Source organism: Bacillus sp. FJAT-26390 (assembly GCF_001682865.1).
In the GTDB taxonomy this organism is placed as follows: domain Bacteria; phylum Bacillota; class Bacilli; order Paenibacillales; family Paenibacillaceae; genus Pristimantibacillus.
The window spans coordinates 1,771,047-1,795,236 of sequence record NZ_MAQX01000001.1 but is presented as its reverse complement, the minus strand read 5'-3'; the positions used below and the strand labels follow the sequence as shown (position 1 = coordinate 1,795,236).

Genomic DNA, 24,190 nt, shown 5'->3' with positions numbered 1-24,190 from the left:
TGAAAGCATTGGAACGTTTACAGAAGGTATTAGCCGCTGCGGGAGTCGCATCCCGTCGCAAATGTGAAGAAATGATTTTGGCTGGCATGATTGAGGTTAATGGTGAGAAGGTGACGACGCTTGGCGTCAAAGCAGATCCTGCTGTCGATACCATTACGGTTAACGGCAAGCCGATCCGGAGCGAGAAGAAGCTCTATCTCATGCTTAACAAATCTAAGGGAGTCATAACAAGCGCCAAAGACCCGCAAGGCCGCAAAGTGGTTGCTGATTTCCTGCCAGGCATCAAAGAGAGAGTATATCCCGTCGGTCGATTGGATTACGATACGGAAGGACTTCTAATTCTAACGAATGACGGCGAATTCGCCAATTTGTTAACACATCCGAGCCATCACGTACCGAAAACCTATCGCGCTACCGTCAAAGGTGTTCCTCATGGAACCGCGCTTGAGCAGCTTCAGAAGGGCATTAAGCTGGAGGACGGCATGACCGCTCCTGCCGAGGTAGAGTATCATGATGTGGATACGGAAGGTAATGAAGCGACGATTACGATTACGATTTTCGAAGGACGCAACCGTCAGGTTCGCCGTATGTTTGAAGCGATTGGACATAAGGTAATCAGACTGAAGCGCATTCGTTTTGGCGAGGTTGGACTGGAGAATCTAGGCCGAGGCAAGTATCGCCATTTAACGCCGCAGGAAATCAAAGAACTGCTAGCAATAGCGCAAAACAAGACACATAAAGTTCATAAAAAGTAATCGACGGCGGCAGTAATTGCCGTCGACTTTTCGTTATAATGGTAATATTCGTGGCTGTATAGAAAGAAGCTGGTGGTGAATTTAATTATGGGAAAATCGCGCAAGACGGTACAAATCGTCATTTTGATTGCCGTCTTGATCATAGGTGGGTATGCGATAGGATCTACCTTATTTGCCGCGGATGACAAAGGCCCTCTCAAGGAAGGCAGCAAGCCGCCGGCGTTTGAGCTCGTTGACTTAGAGGGGAAAACGCAGAAATTGTCAGACTATGAGGGTAAAGCTGTCGTCGTCAATTTTTGGGGCACATTCTGTCCGCCATGCGTGAAGGAAATGCCGGAATTTGAACGACAATATGCGAAATGGAAAGATCAAGGCCTCGTTATCTTGGCGATTAATTTAAGCGAGGATACGTTAACCGTGAACAATTTTGTTCGCCGCTTTGATTTGAATTATCCTATTTTGCGCGACGTGAATCGTAAAACGGAACGCAGCTACGGATTAAAGTCATACCCTACTACTTTTTTCATAAAACCGGACGGTTCGATTAATGAGATAAAAGTAGGCGGCATGACAGAGGTGGAAATTGACGAACGGATTGAACGGCTTCTTCAGCTGTAGGAGGTTTTACGGTGTTGGTGGTTGAAAACACAAAATGCGAGTGCGGACATCAAAATGCGATCGGTACCGTGCTTTGCGAGAGCTGCGGCAAGCCGCTCGAAAACAACGATGTATCGGATCTGCCGCTTGAGATGCGTTATGACGGGGTAGCGCGCAGGTCTCAGAAGAGCAATCCGAATTACATCGATAAGATTTGGAATTTTTTCTCGTCGGTCAAAATCGCGATTTACCTTATTGTGATCACGTTTATGACCGCGATGCTCGGAACGATATACCCGCAAGAAAACACTTTTGTAAATAACTTTGATCCATCCGTTTATTATGAGGAAACCTACGGCTTGCCCGGCAAATTGTATTATTTGTTCGGCTTGTCGCACACCTACGAAACTTGGTGGTTTATCGGCTTGCTCGTAATGATCGGCACATCGCTTGTCATTTGCAGCCTTGACCGGGTGCTGCCGCTTTATCGGGCGCTAAGCAAGCAGCAAATTCGCAAGCATTTGCAGTTCATCCATCGTCAAAAAACGGTGTACAAGCAGTCGATTGAAGGTGACGCTGAGCAATGGGTGGAGAAGTTCGGCGCACAGCTGAAACGCAGAGGATACCGCATTCATCGTGATGGCTCCGCGCTTCTTGCCGAGAAGAACCGCTTTAGCCGCTGGGGACCTTACATCAACCATATCGGTCTAATTCTGTTTCTGCTCGCTATACTGGCAAGAAGCATACCGAGCTGGCAGATGGATAGCTATATTACGATTCCCGATGGCGACACGGTGCAGATTGCGGATACTAATTATTTTGTCAAAAACGAAAAGTTTACCGTTGAGTATTACAAGGACGATGAGCTGCCTGATAAGCTTAAGGGAACAGCCCGTGCCAAGCTTTTCGAAACGAAAGCGGTTTTATACGAATGCGTAAGCAACTGCGCCGACCAAACGAAGAAGCCAGAGCTGAGAGAAGTGAAGCGCCACGATATTATCGTGAATGAGCCGCTGAAGTACAAAGGGTTGAAGTTGTACCAATTCGATTTTGATACGACGCCGCGCCTAAATGCGGTTCATCCTGTTCTCGTGAATAAGGAAACAGGCAAAAAATACGGGCCGTTCGATCTTCCGATGAAGGACTCCGCGCTCCAGCATAAGCTTGGGCCGTATACGCTTGATCTCTATGCGAATTACATGGAGTTTGCAATTGGCGACAATGGTGAGCCAACTACCTTATCGCGTGACCCGATCGCTCCGGCTTTCGTCTTTACGGTCAAAGGGCCTGGACTTGCTCCAGAGGGCGAGCCTTATATGTATTTCCCTATGCAGAAGGATAAGGTTAAATTTTCGCAGGATGCCATCAATCACGGAATTTCGGACAAGATTGAAATCCGGGTTGACGGGATGGAAAATGTAGACTTTTCTGAAGCATCCACTTACTTAAATGTCCGTATGGACAAAGCACTGCCTTATGTATGGATTGGAGCAGCTTTCTCGATGATCGGACTGTTGATGGGGTCTTATTGGCAGCACCGCCGCATCTGGCTGCGCGTCGACGACGGAGAGCTGTCATTAGGCGCACATACAAACAAAAACTGGTACGGTATGCGTTCAGATGTTGCGGGAGCGCTTCAAAAAATAGGGATAACCGTAGATCCGAAGTCGCTTGATAACGGAGGGAACAACGCGTGAGTTTAGTCGATTTTAGCAGCGACGCATTTATCGTCGCATTCTTTCTTTACTGTTTTGCCTTTATGTTTTATGTGATCGCGATTGCGGGTAAGAAATGGAGCAACCGTGATCCCAAGCAGCATGAGAAACGTTGGGGCCGGATTGCATTCATTACATCGAGCCTGGGGCTCGCATCGCATTTGACCTTCTTCTTCACCCGCTGGGCAGGAAGCGGTCAAATCCCAACAAGCAATATGTATGAATTTATGACTTTTCTCGGAATGGCGATTATGATCGCTTTCACAATCGTATACAGCATCTACAGAAAACCATTGCTCGGCATGTTCTCGCTGCCGCTGACGGTTATCATCGTAGCCTACGCTTCTGTTTTTCCACAGGAGGTACAGCCCTTAATACCGGCACTCAACAACTATTGGTTGAAGGTGCATGTAACGACAGCTGCACTCGGTGAAGCGTTTTTTGCAGTCGGGTTTGCTGCCGGTTTAATGTATTTGCTGCGCGTAGTCGATTTTAAAGGGAAAACAAAGGAAGCAAAAAGATCGCAGTTCTGGGTCGAGTTTTCCCTGTATTCGATTATTCTGATCGTCGGATTTATCGTAGCAGTGTTCGCTTTCCGCGGAATGGGCTATGAGGCTCAATTCGTACAAGAGAAATCCATCATCGATGCAAAAGGCATTGAATCGACAACGACGGAGACAGTCGCTTACACGCTGCCGCCAATCTTTAAACCGTATAACAGCGAAGCAGAAAAATTTGATTCGTTCCTCGGAATGAAAGAAGCTCTCTTCGAAGCTCCCTCATGGATGACGGGCGCTAATTCCGGCAGGAAGCTGAATACGGTCGTATGGTCCATCATTGCAGGCACATTGCTTTACGGCTTGCTGCGCCTCGTATTCCGTAAACCGTTAGGGGCAGTCATCCACCCGGTAATGGATGGGATTGACCCGGAAGATTTGGATGAAATCAGCTATCGCTCGATCGCGATCGGTTTCCCAATCTTTACGTTAGGGGCTTTAATTTTTGCCATGATTTGGGCTAACATTGCTTGGGGCCGCTTCTGGGGCTGGGATCCGAAGGAAGTATGGGCGCTTATCACATGGCTGTACTATAGTGCCTACTTGCATTTCCGCTTATCGCGGGGCTGGCAGGGCAAACCGTCGGCTTGGCTTGCGGTAATCGGCTTTGTCGTCGTATTGTTTACGCTTGTCGGGGTTAACCTCGTCATAGCAGGGTTACATTCATATTCTGGTGTTTAGGTATAGATAGAGAGGAGTATTGCCCTATGTCTGATTATTCAAGCCGTATTTTGGTCGTAGATGATGAAGAACGCATTCGTCGTTTGCTCAAAATGTATTTAGAGAAGGAAGGCTATACGATCGACGAGGCGGAAGACGGTGAAACCGCACTAAGGCTTGCCTCGAATACCGATTACGCGCTCATCTTGCTGGATGTGATGCTTCCGGGAATCGATGGGGTAGAAGTGTGCTCGCGTCTGCGCCAAGTGAAGGCAACTCCTGTCATCATGCTAACCGCAAAAGGCGAAGAGATGAACCGTGTGCAGGGCTTTGAGGTTGGAGCCGATGATTATGTCGTCAAGCCGTTCAGCCCTCGCGAAGTCATCTACAGGGTGAAGGCGATCTTGAGGCGCTCGTCAGCAACGGCATTTCTTACAAAAGAAATTAACTCGAGCAACAACATCGTGTTCCCGCATCTTGTTATTGAGCATGATGCGCACCGCGTAACCGCAGGCGGGCAGGAAGTAAGCCTGACGCCTAAGGAATACGAGCTGCTTCACTATTTGGCCGTATCGCCGGATAAAGTGTTCTCGCGCGAGGAATTGCTTAAGGATGTTTGGAACTATGAGTTTTTCGGAGATTTGCGTACGGTCGACACGCATGTGAAGCGGCTTCGCGAGAAGCTGAACAAAGTATCGCCCGATGCCGCATCGATGATTACGACCGTATGGGGCGTCGGCTATAAGCTTGAGGTGCCTAAGTAAATGAAGTTGTGGCATCGCTTAGCCGGTAAGCTGTGGCGCAGTGTAGTCGGAAAGCTATGGGCGACGATTATGCTGCTTGTTGCAGTCGTATTGCTTATAGTAGGCGTTTTTCTGCTTCAATATGTCGACATCTGGTTTGATGACACTACACGAGGCAGCTCACATCAAGTTAAAGTGCTGTTTGTCCTTACGGCGATTGTTGGTTTTCTATTATCGACCTTTTTCGCATTTTTCTTATCCAAAAAGATCCAACAGCCGCTATTGCAGCTTAAAGATGCTGCTGTTTCGATCTCGCAAGGCAATTACACGACAAGAGTGAATATCCGCTCCAGCGATGAAATCGGAGAGCTTGCGGATACGTTTAACCATATGACAGAGCAGTTGGATAAGCTTATTCACGATTTGAATCATGAGAAAAATCATCTGGCCAGCATTTTAAGAAGTATGGGCGATTCAGTCATTACGTTTGATGCGGACGGCAAGGTCATCTTAACGAATCCTAGCGGTCATTTGCTGATTAACCAGTGGTCGGGTGTCGAGCTGGCTTGGCAAGAGGACTTGTACGACGGCAATTCTTCCAGCTCCGAGGTGCCTTTGCCGCTCCGCGATTTATATCAGAGCGTTATGGAAGAAGGACGCGATGCTACGGACAAAATTCATGTGTTAAGCAATGTATGGTCTGTCGTTATGGCGCCCTTGCAATCCAAAGGCGTCGTTCGCGGAGCGGTTGCGGTCATTCGGAACGTAACGGAGGAGCATAAGCTCGAGAAGCTTAGACGGGACTTTGTTGCGAACATTTCACACGAGATCCGAACGCCGCTATCCATGCTGCAAGGCTACAGCGAAGCTCTCCTTGACGATATCGTTGTCTCCGAGGAAGACCGCAAGGAGCTTGTTCAAGTCATTTATGACGAGTCGCTTCGGATGGGAAGGCTCGTTAATGATTTTCTGGACATTGCAAGAATGGAAGCTGGGCATGTGGACATGAACTTTCAACAGGTTGATCTCAGCCATGTCTTGAAGCGTGTCCATCGCAAATTCCAAGTGTATGCGAAGGAGCGGGAGGTTAGGCTTCTGGCCGATCTGCCGGATGAGTCGCTTATTGTTAAAGAAGCAGACGAGGACCGGCTCGAGCAGGTACTGACGAACTTGCTAGACAACGCCTTGCGGCATACGCCTTCCGGGAAGTCCATTACGATTGCAGGCAAGCACGAAAACGTAAATGGCGGCAAGTATGTTCAGCTAAGTGTTAGAGACGAGGGCCAAGGCATACCTAGCGAAGATGTACCGTACATATTTGAACGCTTCTACAAGGCGGATAAGGCGCGCAAAAGAGGAGCTTCAAGCGGTACGGGTCTAGGCCTTGCCATCGTCAAAAACCTAATCGACCTTCACCATGGCCGAATCGTTGTTGAAAGCAACTCCGGAACGGGAACTTCGTTTACATTATTGCTTCCTGTCGAAGCACATCAATAGTTGTCAGGGCGTTCCTTCGGGAACGCTTTTTTTGTAGAATGCAGCAGATAATTCTTGTTGTTCGTGAAACAAAAAGAGCCAATCGGTTACCCGATTGGCTCTTTTGCTATAAATGATATTCTATTTATTAAAATAGTGTAATTTCTTTTGCCGTATTAAGCTCAGGCATATTCGTAAGCTGCTCAAGTACTGTTTTTGGAGTAGCTTTGTCCACTCTAAGCACCATAATTGCGGAACCGCCAACGAGCTGGCGACCTACTTGCATCGTAGCGATGTTCACGTCATTGTTGCCAAGAAGCGTACCAACGCGTCCGATAATACCAGGCTTATCGTTGTGCGAGATGAGGATCAAGTTGCCTTCCGGCGTAACGTCAACAGGGAATTTGTCGATTTGTACGATGCGGGGACCGTAGCCTGTCAGCAAAGTACCCGATACGACGCGCTCTTCTTTTTTCGTGCGAAGAGCTACCGTTACAAGGTTAGTGAAGTCCTTCGAAGCGTGCGACTTTTGAATGACGATGTTCACGTCGCGTACTTTCGCAAGGTGAAGCGAGTTAACGACATTGACATTTTCAGAGCCAAGGTGATGTGCAAGAACGCCACGAACGATGTGGCGCGTAAGCGGCTGCGTGTCAACCTCTGCAAGCTCGCCTGCGAAACCAACTACGATTTCGATTACTGCGCCTTCAGTCGATTGCGCAATAAAGCTGCCAAGCTTCTCGCCAAGCGTAAAGTATGGCTGAAGTATGTTTTGCAGATTTGCCGGAATCGGAGGCATGTTCACTGCATTGATAAACGGCTCGTTGCGAAGAATGTGCAGCACTTGCTCCGATACGTCAATCGCTACGTTTTCTTGCGCTTCAACCGTTGACGCGCCAAGATGCGGCGTTACGATAATTTTAGGATGCGTAAGGAATGGATGATCCTCTGCAGGAGGCTCTACCTCAAATACGTCAAATGCTGCGCCAGCTACAATGCCAGCGTCTACAGCGTCAACCAAAGCAATTTCATCGATGATGCCGCCGCGCGCGCAGTTTACGATACGCATGCCGGGCTTCATGACTTCAAATTGTGCTTTGCCGATCATATGACGAGTTTCTGGAGTAAGCGGCGTATGCACCGTCATGAAATCAGCACCACGGACGATTTCGTCCACGCTAGCCAGCTTCACGCCGATTTTTTCCGCTCTTTCTTCTGTCATAAACGGGTCATAACCCAGAATTTCCATGCCGAAAGCTTTCGCGCGTTTCGCAACTTCGCTTCCGATACGGCCCATGCCGAGCACGCCGAGCGTTTTGCCGCGAAGCTCTACGCCTAGGAAGGATTTGCGATCCCATGATCCATTAACGGTTTTCATGTACGCTTGCGGGATGTGACGGGCAACCGCCATCATCATGGCAAAAGTATGCTCGCAAGTCGTAATGGTGTTGCCGTCTGGCGCATTGATAACGATGATACCACGCTGAGTTGCTGCTTCAAGGTCGATGTTATCAACGCCAACGCCTGCACGTCCAACTACTTTAAGCTGCTTGCCAGCCTCCATAATTTTTGGTGTTACACGCGTTTGGCTGCGAACAAGCAACGCATCGTATTCACCAATGATGGCGACCAATTCGTCTTCGCTTAGTCCAGGTTTTTTGTCGACTGCGACATCTGACGCATCAACAAGCTGCTGAATGCCCAAATCGCTGATTGGATCGGAAACTAACACTTTAAACATGTGAAGTATGCCTCCTAAATTGGGGCGAAGCTAATATGCTCCGCTTAATATGAACAGAAAAACCCTCTTCCCGGCACCGATATGCAGCAGCGGGACGAGAGTTTGATCATCGATCTCAGACTTTACTATTTTAATGCAAGCCAGTGGACAAAAGCAATCCTCAAACTTGCTGAATTGTGAAAATTTCGTTATGATTCAAGCATCATTCGCAACAAAATACGACACAGGAGGTCTTTATACATGAATAATTGGCAGGATGTGACTCCTCGAGATCTGCTTGATTTGTTGAAAAATGGCCAGATCGAAAGCGATCAAATCATAGATGTGAGAGAAGAGTTTGAATGGGATTTTTATCATTTGGAGGCTTCGGTCTTGATCCCAATGAATACGATACCGGCACGTTTGAGTGAAATAGATGATTCAAAACCTATATATATCGTCTGTGCGCACGGCGTGCGCAGCGTCGCGGTTTGCAACTACTTAGAAGAACAAGGCTACAGCAGCCTCCACAATGTTACCGGCGGAATGGCTGCTATAGCCTCGTTAAATGGATTTCAATATGATTAGTGCTTAATTGATTTCTTGATTTAATTTGTTTCTGGGTAGAAGAATGGCAGCTGAGGCAGGAGAGCCTTCTGGTATAACCGTGATTTGCTTTCCGTAAAGTCGCCATTGCGCACGGCCTCCGTGTTAATAAGGAGATCGACAACAGCTGACAAGGTGTGCATTTTCATCTTAGCAGCTTGTCCGGATAGGACAAACTCGTCAACGCGGCTCGTTAAATCTTGCGGATAGTAGGAAGTTAGCTGTTTGCGCGTCATAAGTTGATCGGCGATCAGCTTGTTTTTTGTCGTAATGGCCAGCGTCTTCCAATGCTTCAGCTCCAGGATCGCCGGTGATTTGTAGTCCTCCGGAATATCAAGATCAACCGTAGAAGACCACTTCAACATGGCTGAGTAATATGCTTGCTGCGCACTAAGCGCGAATTGTGAGGCGGATTGGTACGTTTTCTCCTTCTCGACATTTTTCTTAAGCTCATTGAATGACAATGTTTTTGCGCTTGTCGCCGCTTTGTCGGCTGCTTCATTAAACAGCTTTAGGCTGCGTATGTAGCCGACCTGGGACTTGCCAAGCAAGGGAGACTTTTGCATATCGATCGAGCTTGCGTCCTTCGCTTTGGATGCGGCAAGGTTTGCCAAATCCTTGAACATGGACGTTGCATCGCTTGTATTTCCTTGCGATAATTTATTCATTGCTGCGAACCATTCGTTTTGAAATTCACGATAAGGCAAAAATACAGTATGATAGAAAGAGACTAGGTCTTGCTGTTGATAAGGGCTTACGGAAGCAGCCGCCATCTTCGTGCTTTCGTCCTTTTTCTCATATTTAGCTTCCGTTTTTTCGGTACCGATTTGGATGCCATAAAAGAAGGCTCCAACTGTACAAATCAGCATGAATACAAATCCAACACTAAATAACATTGCGGTGGTCGTTAATCGTTTTTCCATTACTTTCTCTATCTCCTTCTATGTAAAAAAAATTATGCTGTCGAATTGTTCTACCAGTATAGGTGAAAAGGTCGAAAAAGAAAATATGAATGATTCAGACAGGCGGGAAGCTATGAAGAAATTTGATATTCGAAATATTCGCATTCGCAAGGTATCCGTAGATGATCTAGATGACCGCATGCTGCTTATTAATTTATACGCAACACAAGGGTTTACTTTTATTATCGGTTTGATATGGGTTTTATTTCAGCATCAAAATGTGATTCGACTATTTACGCCTCCGAAGGAGCTTGCATTCGTATATTGGGGAGTGGGACTTGCCGCCGCCGTTATCGTTGTAGACCTGCTGATTTCCCGCTTTGTGCCTGAGGAAGCGGCTGATGATGGCGGGGTGAATGACCGGATATTTCGAACGCGTCCGGTATGGCATATTGCCGTGCTCTCATTGGTAGTCGCGATATGCGAGGAACTGCTCTTTCGCGGCGCGCTGCAGCATGCCATTGGTCCCTATTGGACAAGCATAATTTTTGCTACGATACATGTACGATACTTAAAGCACTGGATTCCGACAGGCCTCGTTTTTTCGATCAGCTATGGCTTAGGTTGGATCTACATGCAATCAGGCTCAATATTGGCGCCGATTATCGCTCATTTTCTAATTGATTTCATAATGGGGTTAATTATACGATTCAGGAGGGAGTCATGAGCAGGAAAGAAAAATTTGGAAGCTCGAGGGGAACTAGACAACATGAAATGACGGCAGAGCCGTACAGCATCGGAACGGATTCCAACGAAGGTGAGGCTCTGCCGCCAAGGCGAAGAAAACATCCTTCAAGTATAAATAAAGTTACAAAATGGTATTATAATCTGTTGTTTCTATTGTTCGTTTGCCTGGTTGGGGGATTGTTCTGGTACGGCCTGAAGTTCAGCGAGTAAGCTCGATGGTGGCCGGATCGATAAACCCGTAGCCCTTGCTCTCTAATGCAGTCAACAATTCCTCAAGTGCGTCGGCTGTCCATTTCAGCTCATGCATGAGAATGTTGGCGCCGGGATGGAGCTGCTCGAGCACGTTTTTAATCACGACATCGGGCTTACCTTTAGCTGATTTATCCCAATCTAGAGAGCCATTCGACCACGTCATGTAAAGCATGCCGTGGTTTTTTGCTGTTTCCTTCACAATTGCGCTGCCCGAGCCGTAAGGCGGTCTGAAAAATAGAGGCTTTCGTCCTATTAAGGCATCAACATCCGTTTGGACATCGCCGATTTGTTTTTCGACGACTTCCTTGGATTCTTCTTTTAAGTTGTTATGGTCGAAGGAGTGATTTCCGATCGTCTGTTCCCGCTCGTTGATCAGCTTAAGGAGATCGGGATTTTGCTTAACCCGGTAACCGTTGACGAAAAAGATAGCTTTCGCCTTATGTCGATCAAGCGTGTCGAGTATGCTGGTCAGAACCTCTTTATCCTTTGGTCCGTCATCAAATGTAAGCAATACGACTTTGCTTGGCGTTTGATCTTCGATCGGTACGAAGCGGTAAGCCTCGCTCATACGGTACAGAGGAGCTGCCGAAGTCTCTTCTTCGCTGACGGGTGATTCAGTTGGTGCTGGCTGGCTCGTCACAAGCGCGGCTTCTGTATCTGGAGTTGATGACGCAGAAGGCTCCTGTGAAGCCGCTGCTTCGCCAGATGCAGGCAGATTATCCTTTGGCTGCTGTTCGGAGCAGGATGCGAGCAGAGCTCCGATAAGCAGGATGGCGATCGTTAGGTTGATTCGCTTCATTATGTTGAACCTCCATAGCTAAGTTGTCTTTCAAGCTAAATCGTCATCATTGTATCATATTTACCCATTCGGAGAGCTAGAATGATTTCCTTATTTTATATGGAATGAGGCTATGCCTAGGCGGTCAAACTAACACCTGAATACGCAAGATGATCTAGGAAAGAGGTGTTCGCGATCATGAAGTTAAGTGGTTTTTTAGTCGGAGGATTGATTGGTGCGGCAGCTACCGTGTATGTCTCGCGCAGACGGCCTGGAGCAGTGTCATGGGCGGCAAACGCGGTGTCGGATGTTTGTTCATCGGTTGCCCGTAAATCTGTATCAAAAATCATGAGTAAATCGTTTAAGGAAGAGGCGGCAAATCTTTCCCCAAAGCATGCAGACGATACCGCCGTAAAATCCGAAGCCGCTTGGGGACAAATTGAAGCAATCGTAAATAGCGACCCGGCGCTGAAGCGCGAGACGGACAAGATCAAAGCGGAATCGTCAGCGGTTGCCCATTAAAAAACACAGCAAGTTAGCTGAATCGTTGGACGTAACGCAGAGATGCGAAGCGCCCAAACGATTCTTTTTTTTCGTTCAATATTAGTGCATTCGATGAAAAGAAATGATAAAGTAGTTACATAGCATGATTTGATCAATTTGATCACATCTTTCTAAAAAAATCATACGTTATTACAACAGATGCTGCAGAGGAGGATCCTGTCATGAAAATCGAACGACTGAGCCAGGATAAGATACGGATTTTCCTGACGTTCGACGACCTGCTGGAACGGGGGATCCAGAAGGACGACATGTGGCGCGAAATTCCAAAAGTACACGAACTATTCAGTGAAATGATGGATCAAGCATATAGTGAACTTGGATTCGATGCCAGCGGCCCATTAGCGGTCGAAGTGTTTGCCCTCCCCGCACAAGGTATGGTAGTGATTGTCACCCGTGGCAAAATGAACAGTCATGCAGGAGATCGGGCAACCGAAGATGACGACACGGAAGACGAAATATATGAGATGGAAGTGACGCTTGAGCAAAGCGATGTGGTTATGTATTCCTTCCGAGAATTTGAGGATGTCATATCGGTATGCAAGCAATTGCAAAGCTCCACACTCACCGAAGACGGACGTTTGTATTCCTATAATGGCAAGTATATATTAGCGTTAGAGCCTGCTCTAATCGATGCTTCCAGGCACAACGCTGTTATCGCATTGCTTGCAGAGTATGGGGAAGCTACTTCAGTTACCTACGCTATGCTTGAAGAATATGGGAAAGTGATTATGCCTGAATCAGCGGTTCGGGAAATTTGTAATCATTTTAAATTTTAAGCGAACGAACATGCTAAGAGCATCTGCAGGCTGAATCTTGTCTGTAAGATGCTCTTCTTGTATGTTAACTGTCTTGAAAAAGGGAATACAGTAGGGTAAAGGCGTTCATATTAGATGTAGACAAAGGCGGTGGAGTAATGAGTGATAAAGAAGCAAACGATGTATTGCAATCTACTCAAATCGTAATTGAGCAAGCGCTGCGAAGACTTGGCTATGATCAGGATATGATTGACCTATTGAAAGAGCCCATGAGGCTTCTGACCGTACGTATTCCCGTAAGGATGGACGATGGCACAACGAAGGTATTTACAGGATACCGCTCCCAGCATAATGATGCGGTGGGGCCAACGAAGGGCGGCGTACGCTTTCATCCTGCCGTATCGGAGAATGAGGTTAAGGCGTTATCCATTTGGATGAGCTTGAAATGCGGAATTGCGGACCTGCCTTACGGCGGCGGCAAGGGCGGCGTCATTTGTGATCCAAGGACGATGTCTTTCCGCGAGCTGGAGCGGCTCAGCAGAGGATATGTACGAGCTGTCAGCCAAATTGTTGGTCCGAGCAAGGATATTCCAGCGCCGGATGTGATGACGAATTCGCAAATCATGGCGTGGATGATGGACGAGTACAGCCGTATCCGCGAATTTGATTCGCCTGGCTTCATTACCGGCAAGCCGCTAGTTCTAGGCGGCTCCAAAGGAAGGGAGACAGCGACGGCGCGAGGCGTTGTCATCATGATTCATGAGGCGCTGCGCATAAAAGGGATAGAGCTGAAAAACGCGCGCATCGTCATTCAGGGCTTTGGAAATGCGGGCAGTTACCTTGCCAAATTCATGCATGAAGCCGGTGCGAGAGTAATAGGTATTTCCGATGTGAACGGAGCATTGTATAATGAAGAAGGGCTCGATATTGAATATTTGCTGGATCGTCGAGATTCCTTTGGCAATGTGACCAATTTATTTACGCAGACGATAACGAATTCAGAGTTGTTAGAGCTTGATTGCGACGTGCTTGTGCCTGCGGCAATCGAGAATCAGATTACGGATCAGAATGCCGCGCGTATTCGTGCATCAATCGTCGTGGAGGCAGCGAATGGGCCAACTACGCTTGAAGCTACGCGTATTTTGTCCGAAAGAGGGGTATTGCTGATTCCCGATGTGCTTGCGAGCAGCGGCGGCGTAATCGTATCCTATTTTGAATGGGTGCAAAATAATCAAGGCTACTACTGGGATGAGCAAGAGGTTGATGATAAGCTGAAGCTTATGATGGTCCGAGGCTTCAACCACGTGTACGAAATACACCGCACCCGTAAAGTCGATATGCGTCTTGCCGCTTACATGGCTGGCGTGCGCAAAATGGCCGAGGCTGTTCGCTATCGCGGCTGGGTGTGAGAAAGTAGGGACGAAATGCTTTTGTTTTCTGTTTTGACTGCGGCCGTTGCGCCAGGCGTTTCGCTGCTTACTTATTTATATTTAAGGGACCGCTATGAAGCGGAGCCGATCCATATGGTTGCCAGAATGTTTGTGCTCGGCATGCTAGTCGTCGTTCCTATAATGGTTATCCAGCGCGGCATGCAGCTGTGGCTGGGGGAGCATTCGGTCTGGTTTGCATTTGGCGAATCGGCAGGCGTCGAGGAGTTTGTGAAATGGTTTGTTTTGTATCACGTCATCTATAACCATACCGAGTTTGACGAGCCTTACGATGGAATAGTGTACGCAGCATCGATTTCGCTTGGCTTCGCCACTCTCGAGAATGTCCTTTACGCGATCTATTCGCCGGCTACCTTCGGCACGCTGCTCGTAAGGGCGCTGCTGCCGGTGTCCGGCCATGCCTTATTCGGCATTATGATGGGCTATTACTTAGGTAAAGCGAAGTTCGCCCCTAAGCATACGAGCAAGTATTTTATAGCCATATCTTTGCTGCTCCCGGTCTTGCTGCACGGCACTTACGATTGGATTATGATAACGGTACGCACCAATTGGATGTGGTTTATCATTCCGTTTATGATCGTGTTATGGGTATGGGGCCTGCGCAAAATGAATCACGCAACTTCCCGTTCTCCCTTTCGTTTTCTTGTCCGCGAGGATGAGATTAAACTGTAGCTGATCCGTCCATACTTACATTATATAGAAATGCCTGATATGACGGCATTCGAATAATGGCTGAGGAGGAGCATATGGAGGCTGCAAGGATTAAGGTTACAATCCGGTGCAACGTGTGCGGAGAGAAGTTTGTACTGCGCGGACGAAGAGACAAAGGCTCGATAGATACTGGTTTTAAGCAATGCATCTGCAATAACGCAAACGATCTGGATATCGAAGAGCATAGTGTATTTTAAAGAAAATGAAAGCTGCTATGACAATTAAATAGATGGATGCATAAAGCTCCCTTGGGCAAACCAAACTAAAACCAGGTTTTGCACAAGAAAGGAGCTTTTGTATTATGTACCATCGACTCAGCTCGATCCTATTTCCGATTATGTCCCTGCTTTTTATCGGCGCTACTTACTGGGGCTATCAAGAGCATCAAGAAAAAAACTCGATATTGATAAAAGCCGAAAATCAATATCAACGTGCGTTTCACGACTTAACTTACCATGTCGAGCAGCTGCACAAACAGCTAGGCAATACGCTCGCTGTTAACTCCACCTCGCAAAGTTATCACCGTAAAGGGCTTGTCAACGTTTGGCGTCTAACTAGCCAAGCACAAAACGAGATTAACCAACTTCCGCTTACGCTGCTTCCTTTCAATGAAGCGGGAGATTTCTTGTCGAGAATCGCTAACTTCTCGTACAAGACAGCGGTTCGCGATTTATCTAAGCAGCCGCTTACGCCTGATGAATTCAAAACGATGAAGACGCTCTATGCAAGTTCAGAGGAAATTTCAAAGAGTTTGGCCGGCATGCAAAAAGATGTGCTAGCGAACCATTTGCGCTGGATGGACGTTGAAATCGCTCTAGCCTCCGAGAAATCGAACAATGACAATGTCATCATTGACGGTTTCAAGTCGGTTGACAAGAAGGTAAGCGAATATCCTGAAATCAATTGGGGCCCATCGGTCAGCAGCATGTATCAAAAGCGCACGATCAACATGCTGAGCGGAAAATTGGTAACCGCAGAGGAAGTCAAAAAGCTCGCAGCCAAATTTACCGATGCCAAAAATGCCGAGATTCGTGTTGTCGAAAACGCGAAGGGAACGGAATATGCCTCCTTTTCGGCTACAGTGAATGAGGGCAATAAGAAAAAGCTTCAGATGGATTTTACGCAAAAGGGCGGGAAGCTCATTTGGTTTATGAATCCGCGCGATATTGGAGAGAAAAAGGTTGATCTGGCGAAGGCACAGGCCAATGCGGAATCTTTCCTTGATAAACATGGTTTCTCCGATATGAAAGCCGTAAGTTATGATATGTTCAAAAACATGGGTGCGTTCACCTATGTGAGCGTGCAGAGCGGGGTACTCATTTACCCGGATAAGCTGACGGTAAAGGTCGCACTTGATGATGGTGAAACAGTTGGCTTGCAAGCCAATGATTATGTTTATGAGCATCATAAGCGCAACCTGCCCAGCCCGATTATTTCAAAGCCCGATGCGCGCAAAGCGTTAAATCCGGAAATGAAAGTCCAAACGGAGCAATTGGCGCTGATTCTTAATGAATTGGGCGAAGAAGTGCTGTGCTACGAATATACGGGAAAAATCAACGGTTCACTTTACCGCGTGTATATAAACTCGGAGACTGGCGTAGAAGAATCAATTGAGGAAATGACTCCAAACGATACCAAGGTAGCTTCTGACAAATAACGATATGGCTCCCCTCAAATCGACGTGTTATAATGCATGTAAATAGGGGGGAGCCAATTTGTTGCCTAAAGTGAATCAAATGCTTCATTATCAAATCGCTTCTTCGGACGAAGAGGAAGCATCTATTGAATATAAGTCTCGAATTGCCGATGAGCAAGGGGACGGCTTACTGATAGAGATTCCGATTAATGAGAAATCAGGGCGTTACAAGCGGCTTTTTCTTGGCGACGAGCTTTCCGTGTTTTTTGTATCCGCGGACGGTATCAAACATTATTTTGATTCGCATGTACTCGGTTTTATGGAGGATGGCGTCAAGCTGATCAAAATTCGCAAACCGGAGCCAGACCGGATTACGAAGGTGCAGCGCAGAAGTTTTCTGCGCGTTCCGGCGGAGCTTGAAATTGCGGTTAAAATGTCGAATCACGTAAGATTTGTGTGCGAGACCGACGATGTCGGCGGCGGAGGCATTTCGTTTATTTGCAACGGCAAATGGCAGCTTGTGCCTGAGCAGCTGCTGGAATGCTGGCTCCTTGTTCCTTTCAAAAACGGATCGATTGAGCATGCTTTTTTTCAGGGAGAAGTTGTACGAGTTGTCGAGCTTGAATCCGGCAGGAAGCAGGCGATGATTAAATATGCCAGCATTAATGACTCGGAGCGGCAGAAGGTTATCCGTTATTGCTTTGAGAAGCAGCTGGAATATCGCAATCGATGAATAAGTTTTATCAAACATGGAAAACTACCCTGAAATAGGCAGGGAGGAAGCCATATGCTGAAACATATATTTCGACAAAAAAGAAGCCGGAAGCAAATGCTAAAGCTGACGGAGGAAGTGAGCGGCGTGCTGCGGAAAATCATTATTGGGCTTGTTATTTTATTGGTTTGCTCGCAAGCAGCTTTGCAAAATAATACCGTTCGGCATTGGTTAACGGGCGTAGATCAGTGGGAAGGAACCCGCTTGAACTGACGACCGGCTTTTGCATCTGTGTCTATAGTGTGGTATAATTTTCACGTTCGCAGGCAAAGCCTGCTTTTTTCTTGAGAGGTTTGCGTCGCATTCTTACATGCATTCGGCCAGCCGTCTCTACTAAAAGGGGGTTGACCTTAGGTGGTGCAACACGAAGGTGACAGCGACCGCATGAACATTGCCATTGACGGGCCGGCAGGCGCGGGCAAGAGCACGGTTGCGCGAAAAGTCGCCGAGCAGCTAGGTTATGTGTATATCGATACGGGCTCTATGTATCGCGCAGTAACGCTGTGCGCGCAGCAAGCAGGAGTATCGGTAGAGCAAACTGCCAAACTAGCTGAACTAGTAAGATCCTTAGAGATTGAGCTTGAGCCAGGCGAGCAAGGTCAGTCGGTATTCGTGAATGGAGAAAATGTAACCGCATTGATTCGCTCGCGCGAGGTGACGCTTCAGGTGTCCTACTTTGCAGCGAACGAAACGGTACGTGAAGTTCTCGGGGTCATGCAGCGCAAGCTTGCGGAACGCAAGGGCGTCGTCATGGACGGCCGGGATATTGGTTCGCACGTACTGCCTAACGCGGAACTGAAAATTTTTCTAACCGCATCCGTTAAGGAACGGGCACTTCGCCGTTACCGTGAAATAGTGGACAGCCAATCTATTACGCTTGCGCAATTGGAAGCCGAGATTGCCGAACGTGATCGTTTGGACGAGCAACGCGATATTTCACCGCTGATCTGTGCATCTGACGCGGTTGTTCTCGACAGCACCGCCATGACAATTGACGAAGTAATTGCCGCAATTGTGAAATTAAGCCGAACCAAAATGGCGGAGGCGAAGTAAACTATGTCATATCTGTTTTTCCGTTTTATCCTGCGTGTTATTTACACGCTGCTATTCCGATTGGAAGCTAGAGGCACGGAAAATATTCCAGCCACCGGCCCAGTCGTCCTCGCCTCGAATCATCTTAGCAACTTTGATCCTCCTACTGTAGGCGTCAAGGTAAAGCGCAAGGTGCATTTTATGGCCAAAGAGGAATTGTTTAAAATTCCTGTCTTCGGACCTCTCCTTCGCTCGTTCGGCGCATTTCCGGTCAAGCGCGGCGGCGTGAGCAAGGACGCGATCAAGTCTTCAATCACGATGCTGAAGGAAGGCAATGTGATGGGCATTTTTCCAGAAGGCTCGCGCAACAATCAGTCAGGAGCGGCCAAGAAAGGCGCTGCTATGATTGCTATTCGAAGCGGCGCAGCGATTGTTCCCGTTGCGATCATCGGAAAGTATAGACCATTTAGCAAGGTGGTCGTTTGTTATGGCAAGCCTATCGATCTTACAGCAATTATTGAAGAATCATCGCCAGATATGCTTGAGCAAGTAACAGACGCCATTATGGCTCGCATTCGCGAGCTTGCTGCAAACAATCGTTAATTTATGTTTTAAATGCTGCTTACGCTCTAGGCGATAGCGGATTTAAATAAAGTTGGGGTATGAACTGAGGAGGTTATTTCAATGTCAGAAGAAACTAATGTGCAAGAATCCGTGGCGGAAGAAGTAAGCCAAGACGCTTTGGATAATTTCGTGTCTTTGAAAAAAGGCGATTCCGTTAAAGGTACGATCGTCAAAATCGAAGATAACCAAGCTTATGTAAGCCTTGGATATAAATATGACGGTGTTATTCCAATTCGTGAGCTTTCTGCTGTGCAGATCGAAAACGCTACGGACGCTGTTCAAATCGGTCAAGAGGTTGAGCTTAAAGTAGTAAGCATCGACGACGAGAAAGAGAAGCTTGTTCTCTCGAAACGTCAAGTTGATGGCGAAAAAGCTTGGGATACATTGCAACAACGCTTTGAGAGCGGCGAAGTATTTGAAGTTGCCGTTGCCGACGTTGTTAAAGGCGGTCTTGTAGCTGACGTGGGTGTACGCGGATTTATTCCGGCATCTATGGTTGAGCGCCACTTTGTTGAAGATTTCTCCGATTACAAAGGCCGCACGCTTCGCGTGAAGGTTAAAGAAATCGACCGTGAGAACAACAAAGTAATCTTGTCCCAAAAAGAAGTGCTTGACGCTGAGTTCGAGCAAAGCAAGAAGCAAGTAATCGCAGCGCTTGAAGTAGGTCAAGAGCTTGACGGTACAGTTCAACGCCTTACACCGTTCGGCGCTTTCGTTGATATCGGTGGCATTGATGGCCTTGTTCACGTATCTGAGCTTTCATGGCAGCATGTTGCACATCCGAAGGATGTTGTAGCTGAAGGCCAAGCAGTTCGCGTTAAAGTGCTTAAAGTTGATCCGGCAGCTGGCAAAATCAGCCTTAGCTTGAAAGCCGCTCAACCAGGTCCTTGGGATTCTGCTGGAAGCCAATTCGCAATTGGCGATATCGTAACGGGTACTGTTCGCCGCATCGTTCCTTTTGGAGCTTTTGTTGAAATCGCTCCTGGCGTTGAAGGCCTTGTTCACATCTCGCAAATCGCGCACCGTCACATTGCAACGCCTAACGAAGTTCTTCAAGAAGGGCAAGAAGTTCAAGCGAAAGTTCTTGATTTCAACCCAGCTGAGAAACGCGTTAGCCTAAGCATCAAAGAAACAGAAGAAGCGCCTGAGCAAGCTGCTCCTAGCGCTAGACCAGAAAGAGCTCCACGTTCGCCAAAAATCGAGAAAATCGACAATCCGAACGTAAGCTTGAGCAACGAGAGCATGAGCTACTCGCTGGCTGAGCGTTTCGGCGACAAGCTGAAAAACCTTAAATAAACTAATTTTCATACACAAAGGAGCTATTCCTGCGAACCATCGCAGGAATAGCTCCTTTTTTTTGGTGCATAATAGGGGTTACAAGAGGTGATATAACGTGAATCCTGGATTTATGTCGTTATGGATTGTTCTTATTTTGTTCATCCTGATCGCGACGGGGTGGAAGCCCTATCTTGCACCGGAAATAAGTCGTCGTACGCTGGCGATTCTTGGTATCGTGATGGTTTTGCTGCTAAGTTTGTCGATATGGTGGTCGCCATTCTCCGAACATATTCAGGTCGAGCTTCATGTCAGTGTTTGCTTTCTCATGCTAGTCAGCTTGCTGTCTTACAAAGGCTCGGACGATTGGAGTTATATCGGCTATTTGATTTTGTGCACGATGATGATAGCCGTAATTTGGGGTTTCATACGAAAGATGTACAGCTTCGATCCTATTTTCCATTGGGTAGGTCCAAGCTGGGACGCACCGCTGCTCACCGGAATATTTTGCGGCGCATTTACCTCTCAAGCGAAGCATCAATGCGGCATGCTCGTATGGGGGGCCGTACTCGGCGAAACGTTAAATGCCCATTTGCAATCTAGAGCGTATACGGCACATCTTGGGTCATTATCTTGGTGGGACAGCTTTTGGATTGCCCTTGCTGCGGCAAGGCTGTTCAGCCTGCTGCTTAAAACGATTAGGATAGGCACATCAAAGCTAAGCCTTATGCTCATGCAAATCAAAGGGGGACGTCCTTCATAATGCAGCATTATCTCGTCGAAAATAAATATTTGGTAGGCGTGCTTCTTGGCATCGCTTTTGGCATCCTTTCACGTTTGCTCATGCTCAGAACGGATTATCGACAGTATCCGACATACCCGCATGGCCAGATCATCCATATTTCATTGGGGGTAATAGCTGCAGCACTCGGGGCTGTGGCGGTTCCGGCTTTGTTTAACAAGGACTACACGGCGATAACTTTTTTGACGCTTGCGGCACAGCAGTTTAGAGATGTCCGGAAGATGGAACGTGAAACGTTAACCAAAATAGACAGCATGGAGCTGGTAGGGCGAGGCTCAACTTATATAGAAGGGATTGCCATGGTGTTTGAGGGGCGGAATTACTTGGTCATCATGACGGCGCTGCTTACAAGCTTATTTGGGATATTAGTGAATATTTGGATCGGCATATTAGCCGGAATTATTTCACTTATTATTGTTGAGAAACTAAAATCAGGAAAAGCCGTATCTCATATAGCTGATGTACAAGCAGCCCTGGTAAAAATAGATGGGCCGGACTTGTTTGTCGGAGACGTTTATATTATGAACGTGGGCTTGAAATCAAATCAAGAAATAATTGCGGCGCGAGGCATGGGGTTTATATTGACTCCACACAATTCAAACGGAAAGGTTACGCTCAGCAACCTGGGTCAGCGCCAAGCTATCCTTTATGATTTGGCAACCATTCTTGGCGTGTATCGAGACGACGGGGAGCCTGCGCTAATACCGATGGCGAAGCTCGATATGAAGGACGGTCGGTTAGCCGTATTTATTTTGCCGCAGGAGCTTGATTCCAAAAAAGGCAAGGAAGTTATTTTGCGTGTGCCAATCTTGGAATCGGCTGTTCGCATGCCATCAGAAGCATCTGTGAACAAGAAGGAGGCGGGCGAGAATGGCTAATATTGTAGCTGTAGTTTCCTTGAAAGCAGAATCCGTTGGGGGAGGAGCGCCTATTTTCATTGCGGAAAACGAACACAAATTAGAGGAAACATCCTTTCTTTTGGAGAAGATTTTGGATGCAAGCGCACATGATTTGAAGAATGGCACAATTATATTGGTCAATCATCGATAATATGAAAAGTTAGCCAAGAACGTACTTTTTTGCTATGATGGTTATCGTGAGTATTTTTGAAGGAGTGGAAAACAAACTATGGCAAGACCCGTTATCGCTATTGTCGGTCGTCCGAATGTGGGTAAGTCCACCATTTTCAATCGGGTAATCGGCGACCGTCTAGCAATTGTTGAGGATAAACCGGGAGTCACTCGTGACAGGCTTTATGGCACCGGAGAATGGAATGGAAAATCGTTCAGCATCATCGATACCGGCGGTATTGAAATTGATGGTGAAGATGAAATTATGAAATCTGTCCGTATGCAGGCTGAGCTGGCTATTGAAGAGGCAGACGTGATTATCTTTATGGCCGATGCGAAAACAGGCTTGACGCATGCGGATGATGAAGTGGCTCAAATGCTGTTCCGTTCTGGCAAGCCTGTCGTATTGGCCGTTAATAAAGTGGACAATGAAGGCCGTATGGATGAAGTTTATGAGTTCTATGGTCTAGGCTTTGGCCAGCCAATCGCGATATCCGGCTCCCATGGACTCGGAATCGGTGATTTGCTTGATGCAGCAGTAGAGCTTCTGCCTGAGCTTACGGATGACGGCTACGATGAGGATGTCATTCGTGTCGCCCTTATTGGACGCCCGAATGTCGGGAAATCATCGCTTGTTAATGCTTTGCTTGGCGAAGATCGCGTAATCGTAAGCAACGTTGCGGGTACGACGCGCGATGCGATTGATACGCCGTTCGAGCGTGACGGCCAGCGCTATGTACTGATCGATACGGCTGGTATGCGCAAGCGCGGCAAGGTGTATGAATCTACGGAGAAGTACAGCGTGATGCGTGCGATGAAAGCAATCGAGCGCGCAGATGTCGTTCTTGTGCTTATCAATGGCGAAGAGGGCATCATCGAGCAGGACAAGCATATCGCTGGTTATGCTCATGAAGCAGGGAAAGCATCGATATTTGTTGTGAACAAATGGGATGTCGTCGAAAAGGACGAGAAAACGATGCAAAATTTCTCGCAAAACATTCGCGATCATTTCTTGTTTATGTCGTATGCGCCTATCGTTTATCTATCTGCCTTGACGAAACAGCGCTTACAAAAGTTGCTGCCTGTCGTCAAGCACGTATCCGAGCAGCATGCTATGCGCATTCAGACGCATCTGCTTAACGATGTCGTATCCGATGCTGTGGCGATCAACCCGCCGCCGTCTGACAAAGGCAAACGTCTGCGCATTAATTACGTAACGCAGGTTGCCACTAAACCGCCGACGATCGTTGTATTTGTCAATGATCCGGAAATCATGCATTTCTCGTATGAGCGCTATTTGGAAAATAAGATTCGTGCTGCATTTAATTTTGAAGGGACGCCAATACGAATATTCTCGCGTCGTAAGTCCGAAGAAGATTAGGGGAGAAGTAGCTTGTTATACGGAGTAATCGCGGTTGCTTTAAGCTATTTGCTGGGATCAGTTTCATTTAGTATCGTTATTGCAAAATGGGTCAAAGGGATTGATATACGCCAGCATGGCAGCGGCAACGCTGGCGCTACGAACACATTGCGGGTGCTCGGCAAAGGGCCGGGCATACTCGTATTTGTTCTTGATATCGCCAAAGGCGTTGCGGCTGTATGGATCGGACGCGTTCTTGGCGAGAATGATTGGATTCCCGTTATTTGCGGTCTTGCAGCTATTATCGGGCACAACTGGCCTATTTGGTTCCGCTTCAAGGGCGGCAAAGGGATTGCCACTACGGTTGGCGTTATCGCGACGCTGGCTTTCTTACCTGCTCTATGCGCAGGTGTCGTTGCGATTGCAACGATTGCATTAACAAGGTATGTGTCTCTCGGCTCGTTATTGTTTGCTGCGCTAACGCCATTATTCATTTCTATCTTTTATTTTTCCGTACCTTTACTTTGTGCAAGTCTTCTGATCTGTATATTTGCTTTTGTACGCCATCGGACGAATATCGTAAAGCTGTTCCAAGGAACGGAGAACAAGCTAGGGGCTAAGAAAGGATAGTGA

At 47.4% G+C, this 24,190-nt stretch carries 27 protein-coding genes and 1 pseudogene; 25 read left to right on the top strand and 3 right to left on the bottom strand.

The features are described from left to right. Positions 1–8: 8 nt before the first annotated feature. The 6 genes from A7975_RS08310 (at position 9) to A7975_RS08285 (ending at position 6,524) form a co-directional block, all read left to right on the top strand. The gene (locus A7975_RS08310; protein WP_053377858.1) at positions 9–755 is read left to right on the top strand and encodes a pseudouridine synthase; all 747 of its coding nucleotides are present in this window, start codon (positions 9–11) and stop codon (positions 753–755) included. 87 nt (positions 756–842) lie between these two features. Beyond that, entirely contained in the window at positions 843–1,373 is a 531-nt protein-coding gene (locus tag A7975_RS08305; protein ID WP_053376701.1) for a redoxin domain-containing protein, read from the top strand. A gap of 17 nt (positions 1,374–1,390) precedes the next feature. Further along, positions 1,391–3,049: a cytochrome c biogenesis protein ResB gene (gene resB / locus A7975_RS08300; protein ID WP_065384879.1), complete on the top strand. Its 1,659-nt coding sequence runs from the start codon at positions 1,391–1,393 to the stop codon at positions 3,047–3,049. Continuing rightward, on the top strand, positions 3,046–4,305 hold the full coding sequence (gene ccsA, locus A7975_RS08295; RefSeq protein WP_053376700.1) for a cytochrome c biogenesis protein CcsA: 1,260 nt from the start codon (positions 3,046–3,048) through the stop codon (positions 4,303–4,305). The genes resB and ccsA overlap by 4 nt, the downstream gene beginning before the upstream one ends. 26 nt (positions 4,306–4,331) lie before the next feature. Beyond that, entirely contained in the window at positions 4,332–5,048 is a 717-nt protein-coding gene (locus A7975_RS08290) for a response regulator transcription factor (RefSeq protein ID WP_053376699.1), read from the top strand. After that, positions 5,049–6,524, top strand: coding sequence for a HAMP domain-containing sensor histidine kinase (locus A7975_RS08285; RefSeq protein WP_053376698.1), 1,476 nt, complete (start codon positions 5,049–5,051; stop codon positions 6,522–6,524). 127 nt (positions 6,525–6,651) lie between these two features. On the opposite strand, the gene serA is transcribed toward A7975_RS08285, so the two are convergent. Beyond that, a complete protein-coding gene (serA, locus tag A7975_RS08280) occupies positions 6,652–8,244 on the bottom strand; it encodes a phosphoglycerate dehydrogenase (RefSeq protein WP_053376697.1) in 1,593 nt (530 codons plus the stop codon). Positions 8,245–8,484: 240 nt separating this feature from the next. Between serA and A7975_RS08275 the strand changes: the two genes are divergently transcribed. Then, positions 8,485–8,811: a rhodanese-like domain-containing protein gene (locus A7975_RS08275; protein WP_053376696.1), complete on the top strand. Its 327-nt coding sequence runs from the start codon at positions 8,485–8,487 to the stop codon at positions 8,809–8,811. A 20-nt stretch (positions 8,812–8,831) separates the two neighbouring features. Here A7975_RS08275 and A7975_RS08270 read toward each other — a convergent pair whose 3' ends face one another. Beyond that, the gene (locus A7975_RS08270; RefSeq protein ID WP_065384755.1) at positions 8,832–9,752 is read right to left on the bottom strand and encodes a hypothetical protein; all 921 of its coding nucleotides are present in this window, start codon (positions 9,750–9,752) and stop codon (positions 8,832–8,834) included. Positions 9,753–9,864: 112 nt separating this feature from the next. On the opposite strand from A7975_RS08270, the gene A7975_RS08265 reads away from it, so the two are divergent. Together A7975_RS08265 and A7975_RS08260 are read left to right on the top strand one after the other, a co-directional pair. Next, positions 9,865–10,458, top strand: coding sequence for a CPBP family intramembrane glutamic endopeptidase (locus tag A7975_RS08265; protein ID WP_053376694.1), 594 nt, complete (start codon positions 9,865–9,867; stop codon positions 10,456–10,458). After that, on the top strand, positions 10,455–10,688 hold the full coding sequence (locus A7975_RS08260) for a hypothetical protein (RefSeq protein WP_053376693.1): 234 nt from the start codon (positions 10,455–10,457) through the stop codon (positions 10,686–10,688). The genes A7975_RS08265 and A7975_RS08260 overlap by 4 nt, the downstream gene beginning before the upstream one ends. Here the strand turns inward: A7975_RS08260 and A7975_RS08255 are convergent. After that, positions 10,678–11,529 (bottom strand): polysaccharide deacetylase family protein, encoded by an 852-nt coding sequence (locus A7975_RS08255; protein ID WP_065384754.1) that lies wholly within the window; start codon positions 11,527–11,529, stop codon positions 10,678–10,680. The two genes, A7975_RS08260 and A7975_RS08255, sit on opposite strands and share 11 nt — an antisense overlap. Before the next feature lie 177 nt (positions 11,530–11,706). On the opposite strand from A7975_RS08255, the gene A7975_RS08250 reads away from it, so the two are divergent. From A7975_RS08250 to plsY, 16 genes and pseudogenes are all read left to right on the top strand, one after another. After that, complete coding sequence (locus A7975_RS08250; RefSeq protein WP_053376691.1) at positions 11,707–12,030, top strand: hypothetical protein; 324 nt, start codon at positions 11,707–11,709, stop codon at positions 12,028–12,030. Positions 12,031–12,233: 203 nt separating this feature from the next. Then, positions 12,234–12,848 (top strand): genetic competence negative regulator, encoded by a 615-nt coding sequence (locus tag A7975_RS08245; protein WP_053376690.1) that lies wholly within the window; start codon positions 12,234–12,236, stop codon positions 12,846–12,848. A gap of 137 nt (positions 12,849–12,985) precedes the next feature. Beyond that, positions 12,986–14,236 carry a Glu/Leu/Phe/Val family dehydrogenase gene (locus A7975_RS08240; RefSeq protein WP_053376689.1) on the top strand — a complete coding sequence of 417 codons (1,251 nt, stop codon included), beginning with the start codon at positions 12,986–12,988 and terminating at the stop codon, positions 14,234–14,236. Positions 14,237–14,251: 15 nt separating this feature from the next. After that, positions 14,252–14,947, top strand: coding sequence for a glutamic-type intramembrane protease PrsW (prsW, locus tag A7975_RS08235; RefSeq protein ID WP_053376688.1), 696 nt, complete (start codon positions 14,252–14,254; stop codon positions 14,945–14,947). Positions 14,948–15,021: 74 nt separating this feature from the next. After that, the gene (locus A7975_RS34050) at positions 15,022–15,183 is read left to right on the top strand and encodes a hypothetical protein (RefSeq protein ID WP_176707684.1); all 162 of its coding nucleotides are present in this window, start codon (positions 15,022–15,024) and stop codon (positions 15,181–15,183) included. Positions 15,184–15,287: 104 nt separating this feature from the next. Beyond that, entirely contained in the window at positions 15,288–16,643 is a 1,356-nt protein-coding gene (gene ypeB, locus A7975_RS08230) for a germination protein YpeB (protein ID WP_065384753.1), read from the top strand. A 58-nt stretch (positions 16,644–16,701) separates the two neighbouring features. Further along, positions 16,702–17,355 (top strand): flagellar brake protein, encoded by a 654-nt coding sequence (locus A7975_RS08225; protein ID WP_053376686.1) that lies wholly within the window; start codon positions 16,702–16,704, stop codon positions 17,353–17,355. A gap of 54 nt (positions 17,356–17,409) precedes the next feature. Then, positions 17,410–17,607, top strand: coding sequence for a hypothetical protein (locus tag A7975_RS08220; RefSeq protein ID WP_053376685.1), 198 nt, complete (start codon positions 17,410–17,412; stop codon positions 17,605–17,607). A 171-nt stretch (positions 17,608–17,778) separates the two neighbouring features. Continuing rightward, positions 17,779–18,447, top strand: a complete 669-nt coding sequence (gene cmk, locus A7975_RS08215; RefSeq protein WP_053377856.1) for a (d)CMP kinase — start codon at positions 17,779–17,781, stop codon at positions 18,445–18,447. A 3-nt stretch (positions 18,448–18,450) separates the two neighbouring features. Beyond that, complete coding sequence (locus tag A7975_RS08210; RefSeq protein ID WP_053376684.1) at positions 18,451–19,029, top strand: lysophospholipid acyltransferase family protein; 579 nt, start codon at positions 18,451–18,453, stop codon at positions 19,027–19,029. A gap of 81 nt (positions 19,030–19,110) precedes the next feature. Beyond that, entirely contained in the window at positions 19,111–20,346 is a 1,236-nt protein-coding gene (gene rpsA / locus A7975_RS08205) for a 30S ribosomal protein S1 (protein WP_053376683.1), read from the top strand. A gap of 97 nt (positions 20,347–20,443) precedes the next feature. Then, entirely contained in the window at positions 20,444–21,088 is a 645-nt protein-coding gene (locus A7975_RS08200; RefSeq protein ID WP_065384752.1) for a YphA family membrane protein, read from the top strand. Next, positions 21,088–21,906 (top strand): annotated as a pseudogene (locus A7975_RS08195) (YIEGIA family protein); the annotation flags it as partial. The gene A7975_RS08200 and the pseudogene A7975_RS08195, both read left to right, overlap by 1 nt. A gap of 91 nt (positions 21,907–21,997) precedes the next feature. Further along, positions 21,998–22,177, top strand: coding sequence for a capping complex subunit for YIEGIA (locus A7975_RS08190; protein WP_053376680.1), 180 nt, complete (start codon positions 21,998–22,000; stop codon positions 22,175–22,177). Between the two features lie 78 nt (positions 22,178–22,255). Beyond that, on the top strand, positions 22,256–23,578 hold the full coding sequence (gene der, locus A7975_RS08185; RefSeq protein ID WP_053376679.1) for a ribosome biogenesis GTPase Der: 1,323 nt from the start codon (positions 22,256–22,258) through the stop codon (positions 23,576–23,578). Positions 23,579–23,590: 12 nt separating this feature from the next. Continuing rightward, the gene (plsY, locus tag A7975_RS08180) at positions 23,591–24,187 is read left to right on the top strand and encodes a glycerol-3-phosphate 1-O-acyltransferase PlsY (RefSeq protein WP_053376678.1); all 597 of its coding nucleotides are present in this window, start codon (positions 23,591–23,593) and stop codon (positions 24,185–24,187) included. The last annotated feature ends 3 nt before the right edge of the window (positions 24,188–24,190 follow it).